Origin of the sequence: uncultured Allobosea sp., assembly GCF_945957345.1 — a bacterium.
GTDB lineage: Bacteria > Pseudomonadota > Alphaproteobacteria > Rhizobiales > Beijerinckiaceae > Allobosea.
Genome location: NZ_CAMFKW010000011.1, coordinates 13,183 through 34,975 on the forward strand (window position 1 = coordinate 13,183; position 21,793 = coordinate 34,975).

A 21,793-nucleotide genomic window follows, 5' to 3' on the forward strand; every position below is an offset into this window, starting at 1 on the left:
CCCATTCAAAGCTTCTTCACGAAGGTTTGAAGCCGCCCCCCGAACCTCGCAACCTTCATAGGTTCAGAACCTAGAACGTTCGCTCCACGAAGAGCTGCGCCGAGCTTTGCCGGCCGGAGAGGCTTGCCGCGCGCGCGTTCCCGGCAAGGTCGAGCTTTTGCCAGGCGAGCGAGCCTTCAAGGCCGAGGCGCAGCCCATCGACCGGCGCCCAGACGAGATTCGCAGCCACGCGGTCGATCTGGATTCGCCCTGCCAGCCCGGAAGGATTCGGGATCGAAAGCCGGTAGCGGCTGACATAGGCGTTGCTCGACCATTCATCCGTCCATTCGCGCCCGATCGCGACGACGCCAGACCAGCCGCGTGTGGTCAGATCACCGGTCAGGACCGAGAAGGCGGTGCGCTGATCGAGCCGCGAACCGAGATAGGGCGCAGCGTCCACGGCACCGGCGATCTGGGCGGTCAGTGTCAACGGCCGATCGAGAAGCGTCTTCTCCCAGGTCGCGCCAAGGATGGCCGCCCGGCCGACGCGGTGCGAACCGCCGGCGCTCGGCACGTCCCGCACGGCGGCAGCGCCATGCAGCGTCAATCCGTCCTGCTCATAGAGAAGGCGCACGACCCCGTCGGGGTAGCTGCTTCCCGCTCTCGGCACCACGGTGCGCCTGTCGACCGCGACATCTTCAGCGGAAAGGGAAAGACTGAGCTGTTCGGTCAACTGCCGTTCGTAGCCGATCAGCCCGACGGTCCGGCTCGGAATTCGACCGATGAAGGCAAAGTCGTCGCCGGTCCAGAAGTCGAAGCGCGAGCCTGCGAGCCCGAAGACGAATGCTCCGAACGTGACGCTGGCTTCGCCGATCGTCAGCTCGCTGCTGTCTGCACCGGCGGTATCCACTGAAAACTCGAAGGCGCTCGCCAGATAGCGGCCGTCGGCGAGCGTCTGTCCGGTCTCGATCCGGACGGTGGAGCTCAGCGGGAAGCTGGCGGCGCTCTGCGGCACCAGTCCCGTCGCCCGTGCCAGCGCGTTCGCCTTGTAGCCATCGTGCTGGATCCCGGCATTGACCGTGCCGGAAACGGCTATGCAGGTGCCGGTGCCTGGCGAGACGAAGCCGCGGGGGCTGTCGTCGCTCTCATCTTCGTCCTCGCCTTCGCTCTCGGCATCATCGTCACCCGCTGCGACCGCGTTCGAAGCCGCCGGTAACGTAAAGAGCGGTGTCGGTTCCGGCGGAGCGATAGTGCAACTGCGCAGGAACAAGGGGGGCTTGCTGGTTGCTTGCGCGGAAGCGCCAGCGAGCATAGCCGCACAGATGGCGATCAGCGCGGCCGTATCGCGCATACTCAGGGTCGAAAGCGGGACCGGCGACGAAACGGACGATGCATCATCCTGGTCGTGCGCGATGCGTTTCCCGGTGGTCATGGCGTCCGCAGCCTCGCACAGCGGCAGATTGTCGAGCGCCGATCCTGCTCCAGAACCATCGAGCCGACGCGGGATCATGAGCCTGAACGAGCGATGACTCGCTTGTCAATGGGACGTCTTCCGCTGCGGCGCTCAGCCCGACGAATTGCGTCCGCACGGCCTATTGTCCTTAGAGACAAGTGCCGCATTGGGCGATATGCTGGCATCCATAGCGTCTTGATGGCTCGGGCCAGGTTTTCGATCCATGCGGCTTCGACGAACCCTACGTCATGCAGGGGCGCTCCTCCTGGCATCTGCACTTGCCGGCTGTGCGGGCGATGTTCGTGGCACGCTCGTGCCGGTGTCCGCATCGGCGCCCGGCGCCAGCAAGGTCACCATGCTGGTCGCGACGACGCGCGCGGCCGATCAGGACCGCGGCATCCTGTTCTCCGGCGAGCGCGGCACCCCATCCTTTGCCGAGATCACGGTCTCGATGCCGCCGGACTCGGCGCGCAAGGTCGGCGAAGTGCAGTGGCCGAGCCGGCTTCCCGGCAATCCCGAGACGGATTTCGTGACGCTGAAGGTCGACAGGATCGACAAGGCCGAAGCGCTGACCCGTTTCCACAAGATGGTTCAGCGCACGCCGAAGCGGCGCGTCCTGGTCTTCATCCATGGCTTCAACAACCGCTTCGAGGATGCGGTCTATCGTTTTGCCCAGATCGCCCATGATTCACGCGCCAACGCCGTGCCGGTGCTGTTCACCTGGCCTTCGCGCGGGTCGGTCTTCGCCTATGGCTACGATCGCGAGAGCGGCAATTATTCCCGCAGCGCGCTCGAAAACCTGTTTCAGGGCCTGGCGCGGGATCCGTCCGTCGGCGAGGTCTCGATCCTCGCCCATTCGATGGGGAATTGGGTGACGCTCGAAGCTTTGCGCCAGATGGCGATCCGCAACGGCCGGATCCCTGCGAAGATCGCCAATGTGATGCTCGCGGCGCCCGATGTCGACGTCGACGTCTTCCGCAGCCAGATCGCGGATATGGAAGGCAAGCGGCCGCGCTTCACCGTCTTCGTGTCGCAGGACGACAAGGCGCTGGCGGTGTCGCGCCGCGTCTGGGGCAGCACGGCGCGGCTCGGCGCCATCGACCCGGACGCGGAGCCTTACCGGACACAGCTCGCCGCAGCGAATATCGCAGTCCTCAACCTCTCGAAGCTGCGCACCGGCGACAAGCTCAATCACGGCAAGTTCGCGGAGAGCCCGGAGGTCGTGCAGCTGATCGGCTCACGGTTGATCGAAGGCCAACCGATCACCGACTCGCATGTCGGGCTCGGTGACCGCCTCATACAGGTAACGGCCGGGACCGCCAGCGCCGTCGGGACGGCCGCAAGCCTCGCGGTTTCGGCGCCGATCGCGATCGTCGATCCCAACACGAGGCGCAATCTCGCGGACAACACGGAAGAACTCGGCCGCTCGCTGCGCGATGCAGGGGATGCGGCCACAGCCGAGTGAAACAAGACCGCTGGCATAGGGAGGAAAACGATGACGACCTTCAAGTTCTCCACCTTCATCGCTGCTCTGCTGACGCTGATTGCTGTCCCGGTCTTGGCGCAGGATTCCAAACTCGGTCCGCCGACCGGCACGGTCCGCATCCAGCAGGTCCAGGTCGCTTTCATCGGGTCGGGCGCAGCCGGCGGGGGCAAGCTGACCTATCGCGGGCATTCCTACGGCATCACGGTCGGAGGGCTCGGCTTCGGCGGTATCGGCGCCTCACGCGTGACGGCCAACGGCACGGTCTATGGCCTGACCCGGCTCGAGGACTTTGCCGGAGCCTACGCCCAGATCCGCGAAGGCTGGGCCGTCGGCGATGCCGGTCGGGGCAGGTTCTGGCTGCGCAATGCCAAGGGCGTGACGATGAAGCTGACTGCAAGGCGCCAGGGACTCCAGCTCTCGCTGGGCGCAGACGGCGTCCTGATCGGATTCAAATAGCCGAGGACCGGTCTCCATTGTCCTCTGAGACAGTGCGGCCCCGGTTTGCGGCGGATCGTCGGAGACTGTTTCTCCACGCAGAATGCGAAGCCAGCAGCCTGAGCTCGAAAAGACAGCCTGCCGAGCCCCCTTACAACCAGGTTTCATCGGAGCATTAGACAGGAGGAGTTCAATGCCAAAATTTAGCAGTTGGGCCATTGCCGTCATGCTGGCACTCGGCAGCGCCGCGTGCGCACCGGTCGTCACGAGCCAGACGGTCGTCGTCGCTGGTGTCGGCCCTGTCGATATCGAACAGATCAATGTCGAGATCGTCGCCGTTGCACCGGAAGAGCACTTCGTAACAGTCCGCCAGGGACGCTTCGTCTGGGATGTCCTGGTCCCGCCCGCTTTCGGCGACCTCCGGAACATCCATGCCGGCGACAAGCTCTCGATCAGCCGTATCGAAGGTGTCGCGCTGAGCGCCCGGCGTGCCAAGAGGGGAGCCAAGCCAAGCATCACCTATACCGAAACTGTCGCCGGCGCGCCCTTCCAGAACCTGCCGGAGAAGTTCGTCGCGCGTTCCCTGACATTGACAGCCAAATTCGAGCGCTTCGATCCGGAGACCAATATCGTCAGCTATGTCGGGCCGGCGGGACCACGGAATCTGCATGTCCTAGAGCCTGCGCTCAGGCGTGATCTCCAGCATTTTGGACGTGGCGACCTGGTCGAACTGACCTTCTCGGAAGCCGTCTACATCCAGAAACTCTGATCACGCCGGCTCTGTCCGCGCGAAGATCGGCGGTTCTGGATCTTCCCGCGGACAGAGCGAGCCGCTGCACAGCCTGACATGTCGTTCGATACTGGAGCCGACCTATGGCAGCAGACCTTCACCCCCTGGCACCACATCATCTCCCGAGCTTCATAACGGCGCCTGGAGAGACGGACATCTTGACGGTGGTCGCGGCCGCCACCCTCATCGGCGCGGTGCTGGGCGCCGGCCTGCTCTTCCTGCGCCTGCACACCCTGCCGGAGCGCATGGCGCACAAATCGCAGAAGCTCCAGTTCGAGATCGTCGCCGTGCTCGGGCTGCTTGCCCTGTTCACGCATATCCACCTGTTCTGGGTGATCGGCCTGCTTCTGGCCCTGATCGACATCCCCGATTTCTCGGGCCAGTTCGGCAGGATGGCGCATGCGCTTGAGCGCATCGCCGGGATGAAGCCCCGGGAGATCGCCGCCGGCGACGCCGAAATGGATCCGGCGGGCGCGCCGGTGAATACCACGGAAGGCAAGCCCGCGCCCTCGCAGACGGAGAGCCACCATGCTTGAGATTCTGGTCTGCTCGCTGCTGACGATCCTCCCGGACTATCTCTTCAGGCGCTACGGACAGGGCAAGCGCCTCGGCAAGGAGATCACGTTTTATTCGGTCTGGTTCGAGTTGCGCTGGGGCATCATCACCTGCCTCATGCTTACGGTCGGCCTGATCACCGTGATCTTCTACAACCATCCCTCGACGACGAATGCGGCCGTGATGTTCCGCACCGTCCCCATCATTCCCGAAACCAACGGACGCGTCTCGGAGGTCCTGGTCGGGATCAGCGGCCCGGTTAAAAAGGGCGACGTCATCTTCCGCCTGGACAGCAGCAAGCAGGAAGCTGCCGTCGAGGCAGCACGGCGCAAGATCGCCGAGGTCGACGCTTCGATCGTCGTCGCCCGCGCCGAGCTCGTGGCCGACGAGAACAAGATCCTGGAAGCGAAAAGCGCCCACCAGCAAGCGCTCGACGAACTCGAAACCAAACAGCAGCTGCAACAGCGGAACAGCGGCACCGTCGCGACGCGCGAAATCGAACGGCTGCAGAACCTGGCCGCAGGCCGCGAAGCCGCGGTTGCCGGCGCCGTTGCGGCGAAGGCGACGGCCGAGACCCGAATCGCGACGGCACTCCCGGCCGAGAAAGCGACCGCGGAAGCCGCACTTGCCCAGGCGCAGATCGATCTCGACAAGATGGTCGTGCGGGCGGGCGTCGACGGACGGGTCGAGCAGTTCACCTTGCGCGTCGGTGATATCGTCAACCCGTTCATGCGGCCGGCGGGCGTGCTGATTCCGCAGGAGGCCGGGCGGACGACGCTGCAGGCGGGCTTCTCGCAGATCGAGGCGCAGGTGATCAAGGTCGGGATGGTCGCGGAAGCGACCTGCATGTCCAAGCCGTGGGTGGTCATTCCCATGGTCGTGACGGGCGTTCAGGACTTCATCGCCGCTGGCCAGGTCAGGAGCAGCGACCAGCTCGTCGACATCCAGCAGGTGGCGAAGCCCGGCACGCTGCTGGCCTTCCTGGAACCACTCTACCCCGACGGCCTGGACGGGGTGACGCCCGGCAGCATCTGCATCGCCAATGCCTATTCGAGCAATCACGAGCTGATCCAGTCGGGCAAGCTCTCGACCACGCGCAAAATCGTGCTCCACGGCGTGGACGCGGTGGGCGTGGTCCATGCCCTGCTGCTCCGCATCCAGGCGCTCGTGCTCCCGATCCAGACCCTGGTCTTCAGCGGACACTGAGCGCTGCGGACCTTCGCTGGTGGCCTGAAGCGTCGCCAAAACCGCGATGCTTCAGGCCGTGCCCCTTGCTGATCCAGAGGCTCTCCGAGCACAGATCGCAGTAGCCCGAGCCGGGCTGGCAGCGTTGAAGCTGCGCGCCGTGCTCGATTGCGCGCGCAGCCTTCTCAAACGGCCGCGCAGCTTTACTCCCATGACACGCGCCCAAAAATCGGCTTTGCTTGAGCCCGTCGTCGAAGAGCGTCGTGAAACCATGACGCCTCCTGCCAAGGATCAAGTCCTGTGGGCGCGGGATAACCTGCTCCCGCCGGACGATCGACAGGACGTGGAGGGGGATCGAATGTCTGAGTTTTCTCGGATGGTGCGAGCGAAACCCGAACCGATGGTCCGGCTCCTTGCATTGGGGCTGCTTGCGGCCTCTTTTGCATGCGGCCCCGGAACGGGCGCCCTCGCCCAGCAGCCTGCGCCCGCGGCCGTCCCAGTCGGCACCGTGCTGGCCGAGAAGCGTGCGATCACGCAGACCGCCGACTTCGTCGGGCGCATCGAGGCGGTCAACCGCGTCGACATCCGCGCCCGCGTCACCGGCTATCTCGAAGAGGTTCTGTTCAAGGACGGGGCGACCGTCGCTGAAGGGGCTCCGCTCTTCCGTATCGAACGCAACCCGTTCGAGGCGGCTGTCGAGCAGGCGCAAGGAGCGCTCGAGAAGGCCCAGGGCGCCCTTCAGAACGCGACCGTGCAGCGCCAGCGCGCCGAGGATTTGCTGCGTACCAATGCCGGCTCCGCCGCCGTCCGCGACCAGCGCGTCGCCGAGGAAAAGGGTGCGCAGGGTGACGAGACCACCGCCGCCGCAAACCTGAAGACCGCCCAGATCAATCTCGGCTATACCGAGATTAAGGCCCCGATCGCTGGCCGGATCGGCCGCACCAAAGTGACCAAGGGCAATGTCGTCGGGCCCGATAGCGGCGTGCTGGCGCAGATCGTCAGCGATGACCCGATGTATGTCACCTTTCCGGTCAGCCAGCGCGAATTCCTGGCGCTCAAGACGAACCGGCTGCCGACGGATGGCACCGCCCCGCTCGTCACCCTCAAGTTCTCCGACGGCTCGACCTATGACCAGAAGGGCCGCGTCGATTTCGTCGATGTCTCGGTCGAGCGCTCCACCGACACCGTGCTGGTGCGCGCCACCCTGCCCAACCCGACCGGCAAGCTCCTTGACGGCACGCTGGTACGCGTCGGCGTCCAGGCCGACAAGAGCGAGGAGAAGGTGCTGGTGCCGCAATCGGCGCTGATCGCCGACCAGCAAGGCTCCTATGTCTTCGCCGTCGAGGACGGAAAGGCCGTTGTGAAGCGGGTCAAGGCCGGCGCAGAGGCCGGCTCCTATGTCGCGATCGAGCAAGGCCTCGCCGGCAACGAGCAGATCGTCATCCAGGGCCTGCAGAATCTGAGGCCGGGCGTGCCGGTCCTCGCCTCGCCCGTGACCCTGACGACCGGCCGGAGCTGAGCCGATGCTGAGCTCCGTCTTCGTCGACCGGCCCCGGCTGGCGATCGTCATCGCGCTCGTCACCACGATCGCCGGCCTGCTCTCGCTGTTCGCGATTCCCGTCGCGCAATACCCCGACATCGTGCCGCCCCAGATCTCGGTGCGGGCTTCCTATCCCGGCGCCTCCGCAGCCGTGGTCGAGCAGACCGTCGCCCAGCCGATCGAGGCCCAGATCGTCGGCACCGACAAGATGCTCTACATGAAGAGCGTCAGCGGCAATGACGGCAGCTATTCCCTGCAGGTCTCGTTCGAGCTCGGCACCAATCCCGACATCAACAACGTCAACGTCAACAACCGCGTGCAGCTCGCCCTGTCGAAGCTGCCGCAAGAAGTCCAGCGCAGCGGCGTCGTGGTCAAGAAGCAGTCCTCGGCTCTGCTGGGCGTCATCGCCGTCTATGCGCCGAAGGGCAATTACGACACGCTGTTCGTCTCGAACTACGTCACGATCAACCTCCTCGACGCAATCAAGTCCACCGCCGGCGTCGGCGACGCCTCGCTGTTCGGCGCGCAGGACTACGCCATCCGCGCCTGGGTCCGCACCGACGCCCTGACCGGCCTGGGCCTCACCACCGGCGACGTCATCGCCGCGATCCAGGGCCAGAACGCGCAGGCCGCAGTCGGCCGCATCGGCGCCCGCCCGATCTCCGATGACCAGCAGCTGCAGCTCAACATCCAGACCAAGGGCCGCCTGACCTCGCCGGAGGAGTTCGGCAGGATCGTGCTGCGTACCAATGCCGACGGCTCGATCCTGCGGCTCTCGGACGTGGCGCGCCTCGAGCTCGGCGCCGCCAATCTCGACCGCGACACTCGCCTGAACGGTGGCCCGGCCGTGCTGATCGGCGTCTACCAGGCGCCCGGCGCCAACGCCCTCACCGCGCTGGAAGCCGTCAAGAAGACGATCGGCGACCTCGAAAAATCTTTCCCCGACGGCCTCGCCTGGAAGGTCACCTACGACCCGACCGCTTTCGTCACCGCCACGATCCACGAAGTCCAGAAGACGCTGATCGAGGCCTTCGTTCTCGTGGTCATCGTCGTCTACCTGTTCCTCGGCAATCTCCGGGCGACGCTGATTCCAACCGTCGCCGTGCCGGTGAGCCTGATCGGCGCCTTCATCGTGCTCAACGCCATCGGTTATTCCGCCAACACCGTCTCGCTGCTCGCGGTGGTGCTCGCCATCGGCATCGTCGTCGACGACGCGATCGTCGTGATCGAGAACGTCGAGCGCGTGATGGAGGAGCACCCCGAGCTGACGCCCGCCGAGGCGACCAAGCGCGCCATGGGTGAGATCGTCGCCCCGATCATCGCCATCACGCTGGTGTTGCTCTCGGTCTTCGTTCCGGTCGCCTTCATCCCCGGCATTTCCGGTGAGCTCTTCCGGCAGTTCGCCGTCACCGTCGCGGTCGCGATGGTGCTGTCGGCGATCAACGCGCTGACCCTGTCACCGGCACTCTGCGCCATCCTGCTGCGGCCTCATCATGGGCCGCGGCGCGGGCCGATCGGCTATGTCATGCACGGCATCGACTGGACACGCGACCGTTATGGCGAGGGCGTGGCGCGCCTCGTGCGCATCTCGGCCATCAGCCTTGTCCTGACCGCCGCCTTCGGCGCCGGCATCTACGCCATGGGGCGCATCACGCCCACCGGCTTCCTGCCCGAGGACGATCAGGGCGCCTTCTTCGTCGTCGCCCAATTGCCCGACGGCGCCTCGATCGGCCGGACATCCGCGCTCGCCGCCGAGGTCGAGGGCATCCTGAAGACGGAGAAGGCGATCGCCGACTATTCGACCGTCATCGGCCTCAACTTCATCGACAACTATTCGCAGCCCAATGCCGGCTTTTTCGTGGTGACGCTGAAGCCCTTTGCCGAACGCACCAGCCGGGAGGACTCGGCTTCGGCGGTCATCGCCCGCCTCGCCCAGAAGTTCCGCGCCGTGCGCGCCGGCAACGTCGTCCCGATCGCGCCGCCGCCGATCATCGGCCTCGGCAGCGGCGGCGGCTTCAGCTACGTGCTGATGGACATGGGCTCGGCCGATCCCAAGGCGCTCGGCCAGGCCCTGCGCGGCCTGACCGTCGCGGCCAACCAGGAGCCGCAATTGCGGCGGGTGTTCTCGACCTTCTCGGATTCGGCGCCCTCGATCTATCTCGACATCGACCGCGACAAGGTCCAGATCCTCGGCGTCGCCTTGAGTGACGTCTTCCAGGCGCTACAGGCCTCGCTCGGCGGCTACTACGTCAACGACATGAACCTGTTCGGCCGCACCTGGCAGGTCCAGGTCCAGGCCGATGGCGCCGATCGCGCCTCGGTTGACGACATCTACCGCATCAATGTCCGCAGCCGCGCCGGCGACATGATCCCGCTGCGCTCCTTCGTAGAGGCCAGGGTGGTGGTCGGCCCGCAGGCGCTGATCCGCTACAACAACCGCCTGGCCGTGACGCTGCAGGGCTCGCCTGCGCCGGGGGTCTCCTCCGGCCAGGCCCTGAAGGCGATGGAGGACGTCGCCGCCAGGACCCTGTCCACGGGCTATCGCGGCGCCTGGACCGACGTCTCCTTCCAGGAGAAGCGGGCCGAGGGGCAAACGACGATCATCCTCGCCTTCGCGCTGCTCTTCGCCTACCTCTTCCTGGTCGCGCTCTATGAGAGCTGGACCATCCCCGTGCCGGTGCTGCTCTCGGTCGCAGTCGGTATCCTCGGCGCCTTCCTGGCGATCGTCGTGGCCGGGCTGACGCTCGACCTCTACGGCCAGATCGGCATCGTCGTGCTGATCGGCCTCGCCGCCAAGAACGGCATCCTGATCGTCGAGTTCGCCAAGGAGCTGCGGGAAAAGGGCCACCCGCTCCTGCATGCGGCGACCGAGGGTGCCCGCCTGCGCTTCCGCCCGGTGATGATGACGTCCTTCGCCTTCATCCTCGGCCTCTTGCCGCTGGTGATCGCGGAAGGCCCCTCGATGCTCGCCAGGCGCCATGTCGGCACGCCGGTCTTCGGCGGCATGCTGGCTGCGTCCCTCATCGGCATCTTCGTGATCCCGGCGCTCTATGTCGTCTTCCAGAGCCTGCGCGAGCGCCTGCGGCCTTCGACCCGCCCGGAGGAGAAGCCCGGATCCCTCCACTGACTATCCGTTTCGGAACGGCGATCAGTCCCTGACCCCGCGGTGGCTTTCCGGAACGCTGGGCTATTCGGCCAGCAAGCGCTCGATGCCCGCGGCGCAGAAGCGGGTCAGGCGCTCCAGCAGAAGCTCCGCAAGGCCGGCGGGAGACAACGTTTGGCGCTCGTCGTCGAGACGCGCGGCGCGGTCGCCCGCCGCCATCGTCATCACCAGCGCCCCAACCATGAACAGATAGGCATCGACCATCGCCGCGCGTGACGCCTGCGGGTATAGTTTCGTGAAGGCCGCCAGGAACTCCGTCGCGGTCGGATCGAAATGCTCGGCGAGGACGCCGCGGGCGGATTCGCGCGGGTCGACCGCCTCCCGCGCCGTCATCAGCGCGAAAGCCGCGCCCTGCACGCCTTCCGCGAAACGCTGGCGGACCGAAGGGCCGATGAAAGCTTCGACCACGGCGCTGATGTCGGGAGTTGGCGCCGCCATCGCCTGCGCAAGGGCAGTCCCCCGGGCTAGTGCCAGCGCATCGGCGCGGCGGGCGAAGACGGCGCGATACAGCGCCTCCTTCGAGCCGAAATAATAGCTGAGCTGCGACAGCCGCACCTCGGCCGCGGCGGCGAGATCGCGCATCGAAGCGCCGTCGGCACCGCCGCGTTCGGCGAATGTCCGCTCGGCTGCGTCGAGAATGCGCTCGCGCGTCGGCACCCCGGCCATCGAATCCCTCCTTCGCAGCGCCCCTGCCCTGCGTGATTTGCCTCTTACCAGAAAGCATATTCTACGCTATTGGTCGGACGTTCGTCCAAATTCTTGCCGACAGAGCATGATGGGACGCCAGGAGGAAACCAGCATGATGCCGACCGGGCGCCTCGTCGATCTCTCGATCCCGCTCGAAAACGACGTGCCCGCCGATCCGCCCTTCCAGAAGGTCAGGATCGACTACCGCACCCATGAAGGCACCGCGAAGGACATCGCTGCCGCTTTTCCAGGCCTGAAGCCCGAACAACTGCCAGATGGCATGGGCTGGGCCGTCGAACTCGCGACGATCTCGACCCATAACGGCACCCATGTCGATGCGCCCTGGCACTATCATCCGACGCAGGATCGCGGGGCGCCGGCCCTCAAGATCGACGAATGCCCGCTGGAATGGTTCCTGCAGCCGGGCGTGAAGCTCGATTTCCGCCATCTGCCCGACGGCCACGTGGTGACGCCCGCCGAGATCGACGCCGAATTAGAGCGTATCGGCCATCGTCTCAGCCCGCTCGAGATCGTCATCGTCAACACCCGCGCCGGCCAGCGCTATGGCGAGGCCGACTATATCGATTCAGGCTGCGGTTTCGGCCGCGAGGCGACGCTCTATCTCGTCCACCAGGGCATCAAGGTCGTCGGCACCGATGGCTGGAGCTGGGACGCGCCGTTCAGCCACACCGCCCACCGCTTCGCCGAGACCGGTGACGCCGCCCTGATCTGGGAAGGCCACAAGGCCGGGCGCGAGGCCGGCTACTGCCAGATCGAGAAGCTGCACAATCTCGAAGCCCTGCCGGCGACCGGCTTCATGATCAGTTGCCTGCCGGTGAAGGTGCGCAACGGCTCCGCCGGCTGGACGCGGGCCGTCGCCATCCTGCCGGCCTGAACCGATAATCGAGGGAGAAGCGCATGAGCAAGGTCATCATCACCTGCGCGGTCACCGGCGGTATCCACACGCCGACCATGTCCGACCACCTGCCGATCACGCCCGACCAGATCGCGGAACAGGCCATTGCCGCGGCAGAAGCCGGCGCCGCGATCCTGCATCTCCACGCCCGCGATCCGAAGGACGGCCGCCCGACGCCTGACCCGGCGGTGTTCATGGAGTTCCTGCCGCGCATCAAACAGGCGACCGATGCCGTGGTGAACATCACGACCGGCGGCGGCCTCAACATGAGCGTCGAGGAGCGCCTCGCCGCTCCGCTCAAGGCCGCGCCCGAGATGTGCTCGCTCAACATGGGCTCGATGAATTTCGCGCTGCATCCATTGGCGGAGAAATACAGCGGCTGGAAGCATCCCTGGGAGCAGCCCTATCTCGCCGGCACCAAGGATTTCATCTTCCGCAACACGTTCGGCGACATCGAGCGCATCTACAAGCTGCTCGGCGAGGGGCACGGCACCAAGTTCGAGCATGAGTGCTACGATGTCGGCCATCTCTATAACCTGGCGCATTGCCTCGATCGCGGCTGGTTCCGGCCGCCGGTCTTCCTGCAACTGATCTTCGGCATTCTCGGCGGCATCGGCGCCGATCTCGACAACCTGATGTTCATGAAGCGGACCGCCGACAAGCTGTTCGGCAAGGATTATCACTGGTCGGTGCTCGCGGCCGGGCGCCACCAGATGGCCTTCTGCACGCAGGCCGCGATGATGGGCGGCAATGTCCGCGTCGGTTTGGAAGACAGCCTGTTCATCGGCCGCGGCAAGCTCGCGACGTCCAATGCCGAGCAGGTCGCCAAGATCCGTCGCATCGTCGAGGAACTTGGCTACGAGATCGCCACCCCGGAAGAGGCCCGCGCCACGCTCGGCCTCAAGGGCGGCGACCGGGTGAATTTCTGAAGGCGCCCGGCATGGCGCCTCGTCCCAACCCGCTCGACGGGTTCACCGTCGATCCCGCCACGATCCGTTACATCGGCGAAGGCCTGCAAAGACCGGAATGCATCCTGGCCGAGCGCGACGGCTCGCTCTGGAGCGCCGATGCGCGCGGCGGCGTCGTCCATATCAGGCCGGACGGCTCGCAAACCCTGATCACCCAGACGGCGAGCCGCGGCTTTGCCGAGGCGACCGATCAGGAGGCTCGCTTCGTCTCGGGCACGCTGCCCAACGGCCTCGCCTTCGCCGGCAATGGCGACATCCTGATCTCCAATTTCGGCACCGACCGGCTGGAGGTCATGACGCGCGACGGCGGGACCCGCGTGCTGGTCGACAGAATCGACGGCGAACCGATCGGCAAGGTCAATTTCGTCCTGCGCGACAGCCAGGACCGCATCTGGCTGACGATCTCGACCCGCACGAAGAACTGGATGAAGGCGATCAGCCCGAACGTCCGCGATGGCTATGTCGCGCTCTATGACGGCGGCCGCCTGCGCATCGTCGCCGAGGGCTTCGCCTTCACCAACGAGATCCGCCTCGATGCCAGGGAGGAATGGCTCTACGTCGCCGAGACCTGTGCGCGGAAAGTGACGCGCCTGCGCGTCTTGCCCGATGGCAACCTGACCGATCGCGAGACCTTCGGGCCGGAGGATCACGGCGCCTGTATCGATGGCATCGCCTTCGACGCCCATGGCAATCTCTGGGGCACCCATGTCTTCACCGACCGCATTTTCGCGATCACGCCGGAGGGCGAGTTGCGCATCCTGCTCGACGACGACCGCGACAGCGCTGCCGGCCAGGCTTTCCTCGCGGCCTTTGCCCGCGGCGAGGCGACGCCGGACTTGATGCTCGCCTGCGGCGGCACGATTGCTCCCTGGTGTGCCAGCATCACCTTCGGCGGGCCGGACCTGCGGACCGTCTATGTCGGCAGCCTGAAGGGCACCCGCATTCCGTATTTCCGCTCACCCGTTGCCGGCCTGCCGATGGCGCATTGGTAGGTCCGGCGCCGTTCGACACGGCACGCGGCAATCAGAACAGAATTCGAAAACAGGATTCGGGAGGAACCATGAAGCGCATCATCTCTGCATTGGCGGGCGTCTCCGCGCTGTGCCTGGCCGGTGCGGCCCAGGCCGAAATCTCCGGCGGAACGGTCAAGATCGGCGTGCTCACCGACATGTCCGGCGTCTATTCCGACATCACCGGCAAGGGCTCGATCGTCGCCACGCAGATGGCCGTCGACGACTGCCTGAAGGCGGAATGCGCGGGCATGAAGATCGAGATCGTCTCGGCCGATCATCAGAACAAGCCGGATGTCGGCTCGACCATCGCGCGCGAGTGGATCGACCGGCAGGGCGTCGACGTCCTCGCCGACATGTCGAATGCGTCGCTCCAGCTCGCCATCCCGCCACTGCTCAAGGAAAAGAACCGGGTCGGCCTGTTCCCGGGCGGCACGGCCCGCCTCACTGGCGATGCCTGCCAGCCCGACCATATCGTCCAGTGGATGTGGGACACCTATGTCCAGGTCGCCGGCATCGCCAACTACCTGACCAAGCCCGGCACGAAATGGTATCTCGTCACCGCCGACTATGCGCTTGGCCACCAGCTCGAAGCCGACGCCAAGACGCTGGTCACGGCCAAGGGCGGGACCTATGTCGGCTCCGTCCGCCACGCCTTTCCGGCCGTCGACCTCTCCTCGCAGCTCCTCACGGCGCAGGGCTCGGGCGCCGACTATATCGCGCTCGCCAATGCCGGCGGCGACACCGTCGCGGGCATCAAGACGGCGCGCGATTTCGGCATCGGCCAGGACAAGCAGAAGCTCGTCGCCTTCTTCCTGACCGCCATGGACGTGAAGAGCGTCGGCCTCGCCGCGGCGCAGGGCACGGTGCTGACCGAAGGCTTCTACTGGAACCTCGACGACCGCACCCGCTCCTTCTCGGAGCGCTTCAAGGCGAAGCATGGCGCGGTGCCCTCGGCGATCCAGGCCGGCATCTATTCGTCCGTCCGGCACTACCTGAAAGCTGTCGCCGCCGCGAAATCGGACGATGCCAAGACCGTGATCGCCAAGATGCGCGAAGTGCCGATCGAGGACGACGTGGTCCGCAACGCCAAGCTCCGCGAGGACGGCCGCATGGTCCACGACTTCTACGTCTTCCGCGCCAAGCAGCCTTCCGAGTCGAAGGGCGATTGGGACCTCTACGATGTCCTGGCGACCATCCCCGGCGACCAGGCGTTCCGCCCGCTGAGCGAAAGCGCCTGCCCAGCCATCAAGCGCTGAGCGAAAGGCCGGAATCGCCGCCGGATTTTGCGCTCTCCCCGAGCGCTTCCGGCGGCGGGCGCCGCAGCGCTTCAAGCTGCGGCATCTCAGGACGAAGGACGCCCTGAACAAATATCCCCGCTGGGCTCGATCAGACCTTCAAGTGGAACGTCACCAGCACGGTGATCTCGGCGCCATCGGGCAGCGTCGCGGCGACGCGCAGGAAATTGCCGAAATGCGCCAAGCGCTGGAAGGTGACCGAGTCCTTCGCGGCCGGCAGATCGAATTCCGAGCCCTCGGGGCACCAGTGCAGCCCGTCGGCCGATATCTCGACCCGTGCCTTCGGCAGCAATCCCTTCGGCTCCTTCAGCGCCCGGACGAAGACGATCGCCTCCTTGGCCCAGCCGGCTTCGTAAGGTTCGGTCGCGCTGGCGCCGGTCCAGCTTTCGTTGCGAGCAACGACGGCGGTCAGGTTCTCGGGCAGCATCAGAAATCCCCCGACAGGCAGACGGAGTCGAGATAGGCGAAGGCGCGCTTGTCGGTATCCGTCTCGGCGAAGAAGGCGAGGTTCAACATGCACCACAGGTTCTTCATCGCGGGGATGCGGATGCAGTCGTAACCGTCCATCGCAAAGACGCGATCGTTCACCTGGAAGCGCGTCGCCTGCATCGCCGCGAGGTCGAAATCGAAGCGCAGATAATGCCAATTCACCTTGGTCGGAATCTCGTTGTAGCAGAGCCGCTGCTCGCCGCCCGGCAGGTCCTCCCAGTCGTCCGGCGCGAGGTGGTAATGCGTGATCGTCTTGCCGGCGGTGCCGATCGGCTTGATCGGCGTCGTCTTGCGCTTGAACTGCCATTTCTGGATGTGCTGCCCGTCCTGCGCGTTGAGGAAGCGCAGGTGCGGCATCACCCGGTCACCCGGCCCTGACGTATCGCCGATCTGGAGATCGTAGAGGAAGCCGAAGGAGCGGATATCGGTCTCCGAGAGCGCGAGTTCCGTCGCCTCGGGCTTGAAGGTGAAATAGGCCTCCAGCCGGATCGGCCCGGCCTTGCGGAAGGTCAGCCGCTTGATCGCGACATTCTGTGCGCCCTTCCTGGCCCGCGTCGCGATCTTCAGCGCGTAGGAGCCGTCGACGCCACCATGCGAGCCGAAATCCCAGTTCGGCAGGGTCGAGAGCATGGCGTGGCTGTGCTGGGCATAGCCCGGCAGCATCGCGTCCAGCGTATCCTCGTAATTGCCGACGAGCTGGGTCCAGCCGCACATGCCCCGGTCGAAATCGTCGAGGCAGATGATCCGCGGCAGCGGGTCGAAGCGGCTGAGCTGCGGGTCGGCCTCGCGGATCGCGCGCCTGAGGTCGTCGAGCTGGGTCATGGCAATTACCCCTTCACCGCGCCGGCGGTGAGACCCGCCACGAGATGCTTCTGCATGAGGATGACGAAGGCGAGCACCGGCACGAGCTGCACGGTGGAGGCCGCGAAGAGCACGCGCCATTCGACGCCCTCGACGGCGCCGATCATCTCGGAGATCACCAAGGGCGCGGTCTTCGCCTTGGTCGTCGTGAAGATGAAGGCGAAGAGGAACTCGTTCCAGGCGTAGACGATGACGAAGACCGAGACCGCGAGCATGCCCTGCGCCGCCATCGGCAGGATGACGCGGGCGATGATCTGCATCTGCGAGGCGCCGTCGACCATCGCGGCCTCGTCGAGCTCGCGCGGGATCTGGTCGATGAAGGTGCGCATCACCACCGTGCCCAGCGAGACGAAGAAGGTGGCGTAGAGCAGGATCAGGATGAAATGCGTGTCGTTGAGCCCTAGCCAGTTCACCACCGGGAAAAGCGGCAGCGTGATCACGATCGGCGGGATCAGGCGTATGAAGATCAGGAAGAAGGCCGAGGCTTGCAAGCCGCGCGAGGCGAAGCGCGAATAGGCGAAGCCGGCGAGCAGCGAGACGCCGACGGCCAGCAGCGTCGCCCCGACCGTGACGAGGAAGCTGTTCCACAGGCCGAAGAAGAAATCGCCCCAGCGGGTCCAGAGCGCCTGATAGTTCGCCAGCGTCGGCGCGAAGGAGAAGGCGCCGGTGGGCGAGAAGATGTCGCGATCGGCCTTGAAGGAGGATAGCGCGATCAGGCCGATCGGCACCAGCGACCATGCGACGACGGCAAGCACGCCGATGAATTTCAGGAGATGGCGCAAAAGCTTAGGCACGCGCGAACATCTCCCGGTAGAGCCGGCGCAGATAGAACAGCGCGAGCAGGAGCGAGGCGAGCACGAGCAGCCAGCCGGTGGCGGCGGCCGAGCCGAAGGCGTTGTAACGGAAGGCCTCGAGATAGAGATAAACCGCCATCACCTCGGTCGAACGCGCCGGCCCGCCGCCGGTCATCAGCCAGACCTCGGAGAACAACCGGAAGGCGAAGATATAGCGGAACAAGGCCGCGATCAGCAGCGCCGGCATCAAGAGCGGCAGGGTGATGCGCCGGAACGAGGTCCAGGCCGAGGCGCCGTCGATCGAAGCCGCCTCGTAGAGATCGCTGGGGATCGAGAGCCGCGCCGCATAGAGGATGATGAACGAGAACGGCAGGTGCAGCCAGATCGAGAGCAGGCTGACCATGGCGAGGCCGTGGCTCGGGTTCACTGCCCATTCGATCGGCGGCAGGCCGATCGTGGCCAGGAGCCGGCTCATCATCCCGACATCTGGCTCGAACAGATAGCGCCACATCACCACCGCCGAGACCTCGCTGACGGCATAAGGCGCGAGCACGATCGCGAGCAGGAGCGCGCGAAACGGCACTCCGGAGGCGAAGAACAGCGCCATGCCGAGCCCGATCAGCAATTCGACATGCACGACGACCGCGACGACGATGACGGTATTGAGCAGCGCCTTCCAGAAATACGGATCGGCCAGCACCTTGGCGTAGTTAGCGAGGCCGACGAATGTCGGCGCCTGCCCGAAGGAGGACTGGTTGAGGCTCAGCCAGAAGACATAGAGCGCCGGCAGGAAGATGATGCCGCCGATCATCAGCTGGACTGGAGTGACCAACGCGACCGCGGAAAGGGGCGTGCGCGCGCTCATCAGGCGATCCTGAAGCGCGCGAGCGCCTCGCGATCGATCTCGATGCCCAGCCCCGGCCCCTGCGGGATCGCAAGCTTGCCGTCGACGAGCTGCGAGCCCTCGCCGACGAGCGGCCGGGTGAAGGCGTCGCGCAGCGGGTTCTCGTAGACCATGCATTCGAAGGTGCGGAAGCTCTCCGCCGCCGCCGCCAGTTGCAGGCTCGCCGCCACGCAGATCGCGCCCGACCAGCCGACATGCGGCGCGTAAGCGGTATTGAACGCCGCAGCCAGCTCGGCGATGCGCCAGGTCTCGGTGATGCCGCCGGAGCGGGTGACGTCGGGCTGGATCAGCCCCAGCGAGCGGTCCTGCAGCATGGTCAGCGCCTCGCCCGCGACGAAATCGCTCTCGCCGGCCGCGAGCCGGATCGGCAGGTGCTGGGCGAGGCGGCGATAGCCCTCGCGATCATGCGGGGCGATCGGCTCCTCGAAGAAGCCGTAGCCGAGATCGGCGAGCGCCCGGCCGACGATCATCGCATCCTCGACATCATAGGCCCAGTTCGCATCGACATAGAGGGCGATCTCGTCGCCCGCGAGCCGGCGGACCAGCTTCGCGCGAGCTACCGCATCGCGCAGCGGATGGCCGAGCTTGACCTTGATCTCGCGGAAGCCGGCTTTCAGCGCCGCCACGACCTCAGCCTCGACCGTGGCATCGTCGAGCCAGTTGATCGAGGAGGCATAGGCCGCAACCTCTTTGCGCCCCATGCCGCCGAGCAGGCGATGGATCGGCTGGTTTGCCTGCTTGCCCGCGATATCCCAGAGCGCGATATCGACCGCCGCGATCGCCTCGACGACCTGCCCGCCGGGCCGGCCCGAGAGCGCGGCGCGCATCGCCTTCCACAATGCGCGCCGGTCGGCAGCATCGCGCCCGATCAGGCGCGGCACCAGGCCGTCTTCGATGAAGCGCGCATAGCCGGCGGCGCCGCGCCGGCACAGCCCCTCGCCGAACCCAATCGTGCCGTCCTCGGCCTCGACCTCCACGACGACGATCTCGATCGCCGGATAATCGCCCTGCGAGGTCCGCTGCACCTTGGGCAGGGTCGCCCGCAGCGGATGGACGTGAACTTTGGCGATGCGGCTGGCCGACATCCGGCATGGCCCTCCCGAGGCGTGTCACTGGGCGACATCTACTTATCTGATAGGTTTAACAGTTGCCAAGGAACGCGGCATCTGTCAATGATCGCCACCGGAGGATAGTGATGAGCGATCTCGCCCGTGCCGTGCTGGATGCAGATGACCCGTTCGCAGGCGGCGATGTCGTGCCGATGCGGCTCGGCGATGCCGTGATCCAGCGCATCACGCAGGCGATCCATGAGGGCCGCCTGAAGCCGGGCGATTCTCTGCCGTCGGAATCGCGCATCGCCGCCTCCTTCGGCGTCAGCAAGCCGATCGCCCGCGAGGCCGTCCGCCAGCTCGCAGCGATGGGCGTCGTCCATATCCAGCAGGGCAAGCCGACGCGAGTCCAGGCGCTCGACGCCGCCCCGCTCGACCGCTTCTACCGCTTCGCCGTGCGCGGCCGGGCCAATGGCCTGACCGAGGCCGTGGAGCTGCGCCGCATCCTCGAGCCGCCGATCGCCGCGCACAGCGCCGAACGCCGTTCGGCGGAGGATATCGAGAAGCTCGATCTCATTCTCGCCCGGATGGAAGATGCACTCGGCAGCGTGCCCCGCTGGATCGAGGCCGATCTCGATTTCCACGAGGCCGTCGCGGCGTCCTCAGGCAACCGCCTGCTCGATTTCCAGATCCGCGGCTTGAGGCCAGTGATCCGCGAGGTCATGGAGATCTTCAATTCGCGCGAAGCCCGCGGGCCGGAGGACTGGCAGCAAACCTTTGCGCGCCATGTCCGCGTCGTCGCGGCGATCCGCGCGGGCGATTCTGCTGCGGCTTCCGCCGCCATGAACAAGCATTTCGAAGCGGCAGAAGCCGCCATCGCGGAACTCGCGAGCCACAGGGAGGATCAGCATGAGCCAAGGGGCGACACTCGACCGTAGGCAGTTCGGCGCCGGCATCCTCGGGTTGAGCTTCGCCGGGCTCGGCCACGCCGCGCAGGCGCAAAGCGGCCCGTTCAACGTCTTCACCCATCGCGTCATGCAGACGGTCGCGACCGGAGCGCAGGGCGGCGACATCACCAAGGATTGGGCGCAGAAGAACGGCGTCACGGTCCAGTGGACGACCTTCGACACCGGCCCCTTGCAGGAGCGTCTGTTCCGCGAGGCCAGCCTCGGCGAGACCTCCGTCGATGTCGGCTTCGTCGTCAACACGCAGGTCGTGCCGCGCGCCGCGACCCTGTTCGAACCGCTCGACGACTATCTGAAAAAGGACCCGGTCGAGGACGTCGCCGACATCTTCCCCGGCCTGATGGAAGGCATGAAAGTCGGCGGCAAGCAGCTCGCCATCCCCTTTCGCCACGCCTCTTCCGGCCTGCATTACAATGAGGAGATCCTGGCCGAGAAGGGCTTCACCAAGCCGCCTGCGACGATCGAGGAGATGATCGAGATCGCCAAGGCCTGCAGCTATCGCCGCGCCGATGGCACGCAGGTCGTGGGCCTCTGTACGCCGGGCGTGACCTACCCGAACGTGATCGACCTCGCCCGCGCCTGGGACGGCGAATTCATCACGCCCGGTTTCAAATGCGTCGCCGACCAGCCGCCTATGCTGAATGCGATCCGCACGCTGCGCGAACTCTTCCAGGCCAATGCCTTCCCGCGCAATTTCGCGACGCTCTCGCCCGAGGATGTCAATGTCTGGATGCAGCAGGGCCGCGCCGCAATGAGCCTGCAGAGCATGGGCCGCAACCGCATCTACAACGACCCGCAGAAGTCGAAATTCCCCGGCAAGATCAAGACCATCGCCGTGCCCGCCTCGAAGACGCTGGCCGGCAAATATGTCGCTGCCCCGGCCAAGGTCGAGTTCTGGGGCATGGTCATCCCGAAGAACGCCAGGCGCAAGAACCTCGCCTGGAGCTTCATCAAGGCGATGACCTCGAAGGAGGCGACGCTGAAAGCAGCGCTCAACGGCAACGGCCCGGTCCGCGCCTCGACCTATGCCGACCAGGATTTTTCCGGGACCGTGCCTTACGCGGCCGAGGAGCTGAAGGTGCTCAAGGTCGCGCGCGTGCCGATGCCGGCCTTCGACGAGGCGGCGCGGGCCGGCGACCTGTTCAAGGAAGAGGCGGAAGCCGCCGTGCTCGGCATGAAGACGCCGGAGGAGGCGATGGCCTCGCTGGTCAAGCGTGTGCAGCCGCTGCTGCCGGCCTGACCGATCGAGAATACGGCGCGGTAACG

20 protein-coding genes are annotated in these 21,793 nt (G+C 65.9%); 13 read left to right on the plus strand and 7 right to left on the minus strand.

The window, feature by feature from the left end; all coding sequences use genetic code 11:
• Positions 1–70: 70 nt before the first annotated feature.
• On the minus strand, positions 71–1,249 hold the full coding sequence (locus tag Q0Q36_RS07595) for a porin (RefSeq protein ID WP_293796952.1): 1,179 nt from the start codon (positions 1,247–1,249) through the stop codon (positions 71–73).
• Positions 1,250–1,655: 406 nt separating this feature from the next.
• Here Q0Q36_RS07595 and Q0Q36_RS07600 point away from each other — a divergent pair, with 406 nt between their 5' ends.
• From Q0Q36_RS07600 to Q0Q36_RS07630, 7 genes are all read left to right on the plus strand, one after another.
• Complete coding sequence (locus Q0Q36_RS07600; protein WP_293796954.1) at positions 1,656–2,897, plus strand: alpha/beta hydrolase; 1,242 nt, start codon at positions 1,656–1,658, stop codon at positions 2,895–2,897.
• A 30-nt stretch (positions 2,898–2,927) separates the two neighbouring features.
• Complete coding sequence (locus Q0Q36_RS07605; RefSeq protein ID WP_293796955.1) at positions 2,928–3,374, plus strand: hypothetical protein; 447 nt, start codon at positions 2,928–2,930, stop codon at positions 3,372–3,374.
• A 172-nt stretch (positions 3,375–3,546) separates the two neighbouring features.
• On the plus strand, positions 3,547–4,122 hold the full coding sequence (locus tag Q0Q36_RS07610; protein ID WP_293796957.1) for a hypothetical protein: 576 nt from the start codon (positions 3,547–3,549) through the stop codon (positions 4,120–4,122).
• 104 nt (positions 4,123–4,226) lie between these two features.
• Positions 4,227–4,679: a hypothetical protein gene (locus Q0Q36_RS07615; protein ID WP_293796959.1), complete on the plus strand. Its 453-nt coding sequence runs from the start codon at positions 4,227–4,229 to the stop codon at positions 4,677–4,679.
• Positions 4,672–5,904: an HlyD family secretion protein gene (locus Q0Q36_RS07620; RefSeq protein ID WP_293796961.1), complete on the plus strand. Its 1,233-nt coding sequence runs from the start codon at positions 4,672–4,674 to the stop codon at positions 5,902–5,904. Before Q0Q36_RS07615 ends, Q0Q36_RS07620 begins: the two co-directional genes overlap by 8 nt.
• Positions 5,905–6,241: 337 nt before the next feature.
• Entirely contained in the window at positions 6,242–7,402 is a 1,161-nt protein-coding gene (locus Q0Q36_RS07625; protein WP_293796963.1) for an efflux RND transporter periplasmic adaptor subunit, read from the plus strand.
• A gap of 4 nt (positions 7,403–7,406) precedes the next feature.
• Entirely contained in the window at positions 7,407–10,550 is a 3,144-nt protein-coding gene (locus tag Q0Q36_RS07630) for an efflux RND transporter permease subunit (protein WP_293796965.1), read from the plus strand.
• A 60-nt stretch (positions 10,551–10,610) separates the two neighbouring features.
• Here Q0Q36_RS07630 and Q0Q36_RS07635 read toward each other — a convergent pair whose 3' ends face one another.
• On the minus strand, positions 10,611–11,252 hold the full coding sequence (locus Q0Q36_RS07635; protein ID WP_293796966.1) for a TetR/AcrR family transcriptional regulator: 642 nt from the start codon (positions 11,250–11,252) through the stop codon (positions 10,611–10,613).
• A gap of 106 nt (positions 11,253–11,358) precedes the next feature.
• Here Q0Q36_RS07635 and Q0Q36_RS07640 point away from each other — a divergent pair, with 106 nt between their 5' ends.
• The 4 genes from Q0Q36_RS07640 to Q0Q36_RS07655 all read left to right on the plus strand — a co-directional run bounded on the left by Q0Q36_RS07640 (position 11,359) and on the right by Q0Q36_RS07655 (position 15,426).
• A complete protein-coding gene (locus tag Q0Q36_RS07640; protein WP_293796967.1) occupies positions 11,359–12,168 on the plus strand; it encodes a cyclase family protein in 810 nt (269 codons plus the stop codon).
• 23 nt (positions 12,169–12,191) lie between these two features.
• Positions 12,192–13,118, plus strand: a complete 927-nt coding sequence (locus Q0Q36_RS07645; RefSeq protein WP_293796970.1) for a 3-keto-5-aminohexanoate cleavage protein — start codon at positions 12,192–12,194, stop codon at positions 13,116–13,118.
• Between the two features lie 11 nt (positions 13,119–13,129).
• On the plus strand, positions 13,130–14,149 hold the full coding sequence (locus Q0Q36_RS07650) for an SMP-30/gluconolactonase/LRE family protein (protein WP_293796972.1): 1,020 nt from the start codon (positions 13,130–13,132) through the stop codon (positions 14,147–14,149).
• Positions 14,150–14,217: 68 nt separating this feature from the next.
• On the plus strand, positions 14,218–15,426 hold the full coding sequence (locus tag Q0Q36_RS07655) for an ABC transporter substrate-binding protein (protein ID WP_293796974.1): 1,209 nt from the start codon (positions 14,218–14,220) through the stop codon (positions 15,424–15,426).
• A 130-nt stretch (positions 15,427–15,556) separates the two neighbouring features.
• Here the strand turns inward: Q0Q36_RS07655 and Q0Q36_RS07660 are convergent, their stop codons facing one another.
• The 5 genes from Q0Q36_RS07660 to Q0Q36_RS07680 are packed head-to-tail and all read right to left on the minus strand — an operon-like array spanning position 15,557 to position 19,598.
• Positions 15,557–15,892: a hypothetical protein gene (locus tag Q0Q36_RS07660; RefSeq protein ID WP_293796976.1), complete on the minus strand. Its 336-nt coding sequence runs from the start codon at positions 15,890–15,892 to the stop codon at positions 15,557–15,559.
• Complete coding sequence (locus Q0Q36_RS07665) at positions 15,892–16,776, minus strand: DUF6772 family protein (protein ID WP_293796978.1); 885 nt, start codon at positions 16,774–16,776, stop codon at positions 15,892–15,894. The genes Q0Q36_RS07660 and Q0Q36_RS07665 overlap by 1 nt, the downstream gene beginning before the upstream one ends.
• A 5-nt stretch (positions 16,777–16,781) precedes the next feature.
• Positions 16,782–17,609: a carbohydrate ABC transporter permease gene (locus tag Q0Q36_RS07670; protein ID WP_293796980.1), complete on the minus strand. Its 828-nt coding sequence runs from the start codon at positions 17,607–17,609 to the stop codon at positions 16,782–16,784.
• A complete protein-coding gene (locus Q0Q36_RS07675) occupies positions 17,602–18,474 on the minus strand; it encodes a carbohydrate ABC transporter permease (RefSeq protein WP_293796981.1) in 873 nt (290 codons plus the stop codon). Before Q0Q36_RS07675 ends, Q0Q36_RS07670 begins: the two co-directional genes overlap by 8 nt.
• Positions 18,474–19,598 carry a mandelate racemase/muconate lactonizing enzyme family protein gene (locus tag Q0Q36_RS07680; protein ID WP_293796983.1) on the minus strand — a complete coding sequence of 375 codons (1,125 nt, stop codon included), beginning with the start codon at positions 19,596–19,598 and terminating at the stop codon, positions 18,474–18,476. The genes Q0Q36_RS07675 and Q0Q36_RS07680 overlap by 1 nt, the downstream gene beginning before the upstream one ends.
• Positions 19,599–19,708: 110 nt before the next feature.
• Here Q0Q36_RS07680 and Q0Q36_RS07685 point away from each other — a divergent pair, with 110 nt between their 5' ends.
• The gene (locus tag Q0Q36_RS07685) at positions 19,709–20,500 is read left to right on the plus strand and encodes a FadR/GntR family transcriptional regulator (protein ID WP_293796985.1); all 792 of its coding nucleotides are present in this window, start codon (positions 19,709–19,711) and stop codon (positions 20,498–20,500) included.
• Positions 20,472–21,767: an extracellular solute-binding protein gene (locus tag Q0Q36_RS07690; protein ID WP_293796986.1), complete on the plus strand. Its 1,296-nt coding sequence runs from the start codon at positions 20,472–20,474 to the stop codon at positions 21,765–21,767. The genes Q0Q36_RS07685 and Q0Q36_RS07690 overlap by 29 nt, the downstream gene beginning before the upstream one ends.
• Positions 21,768–21,793 lie beyond the last annotated feature (26 nt).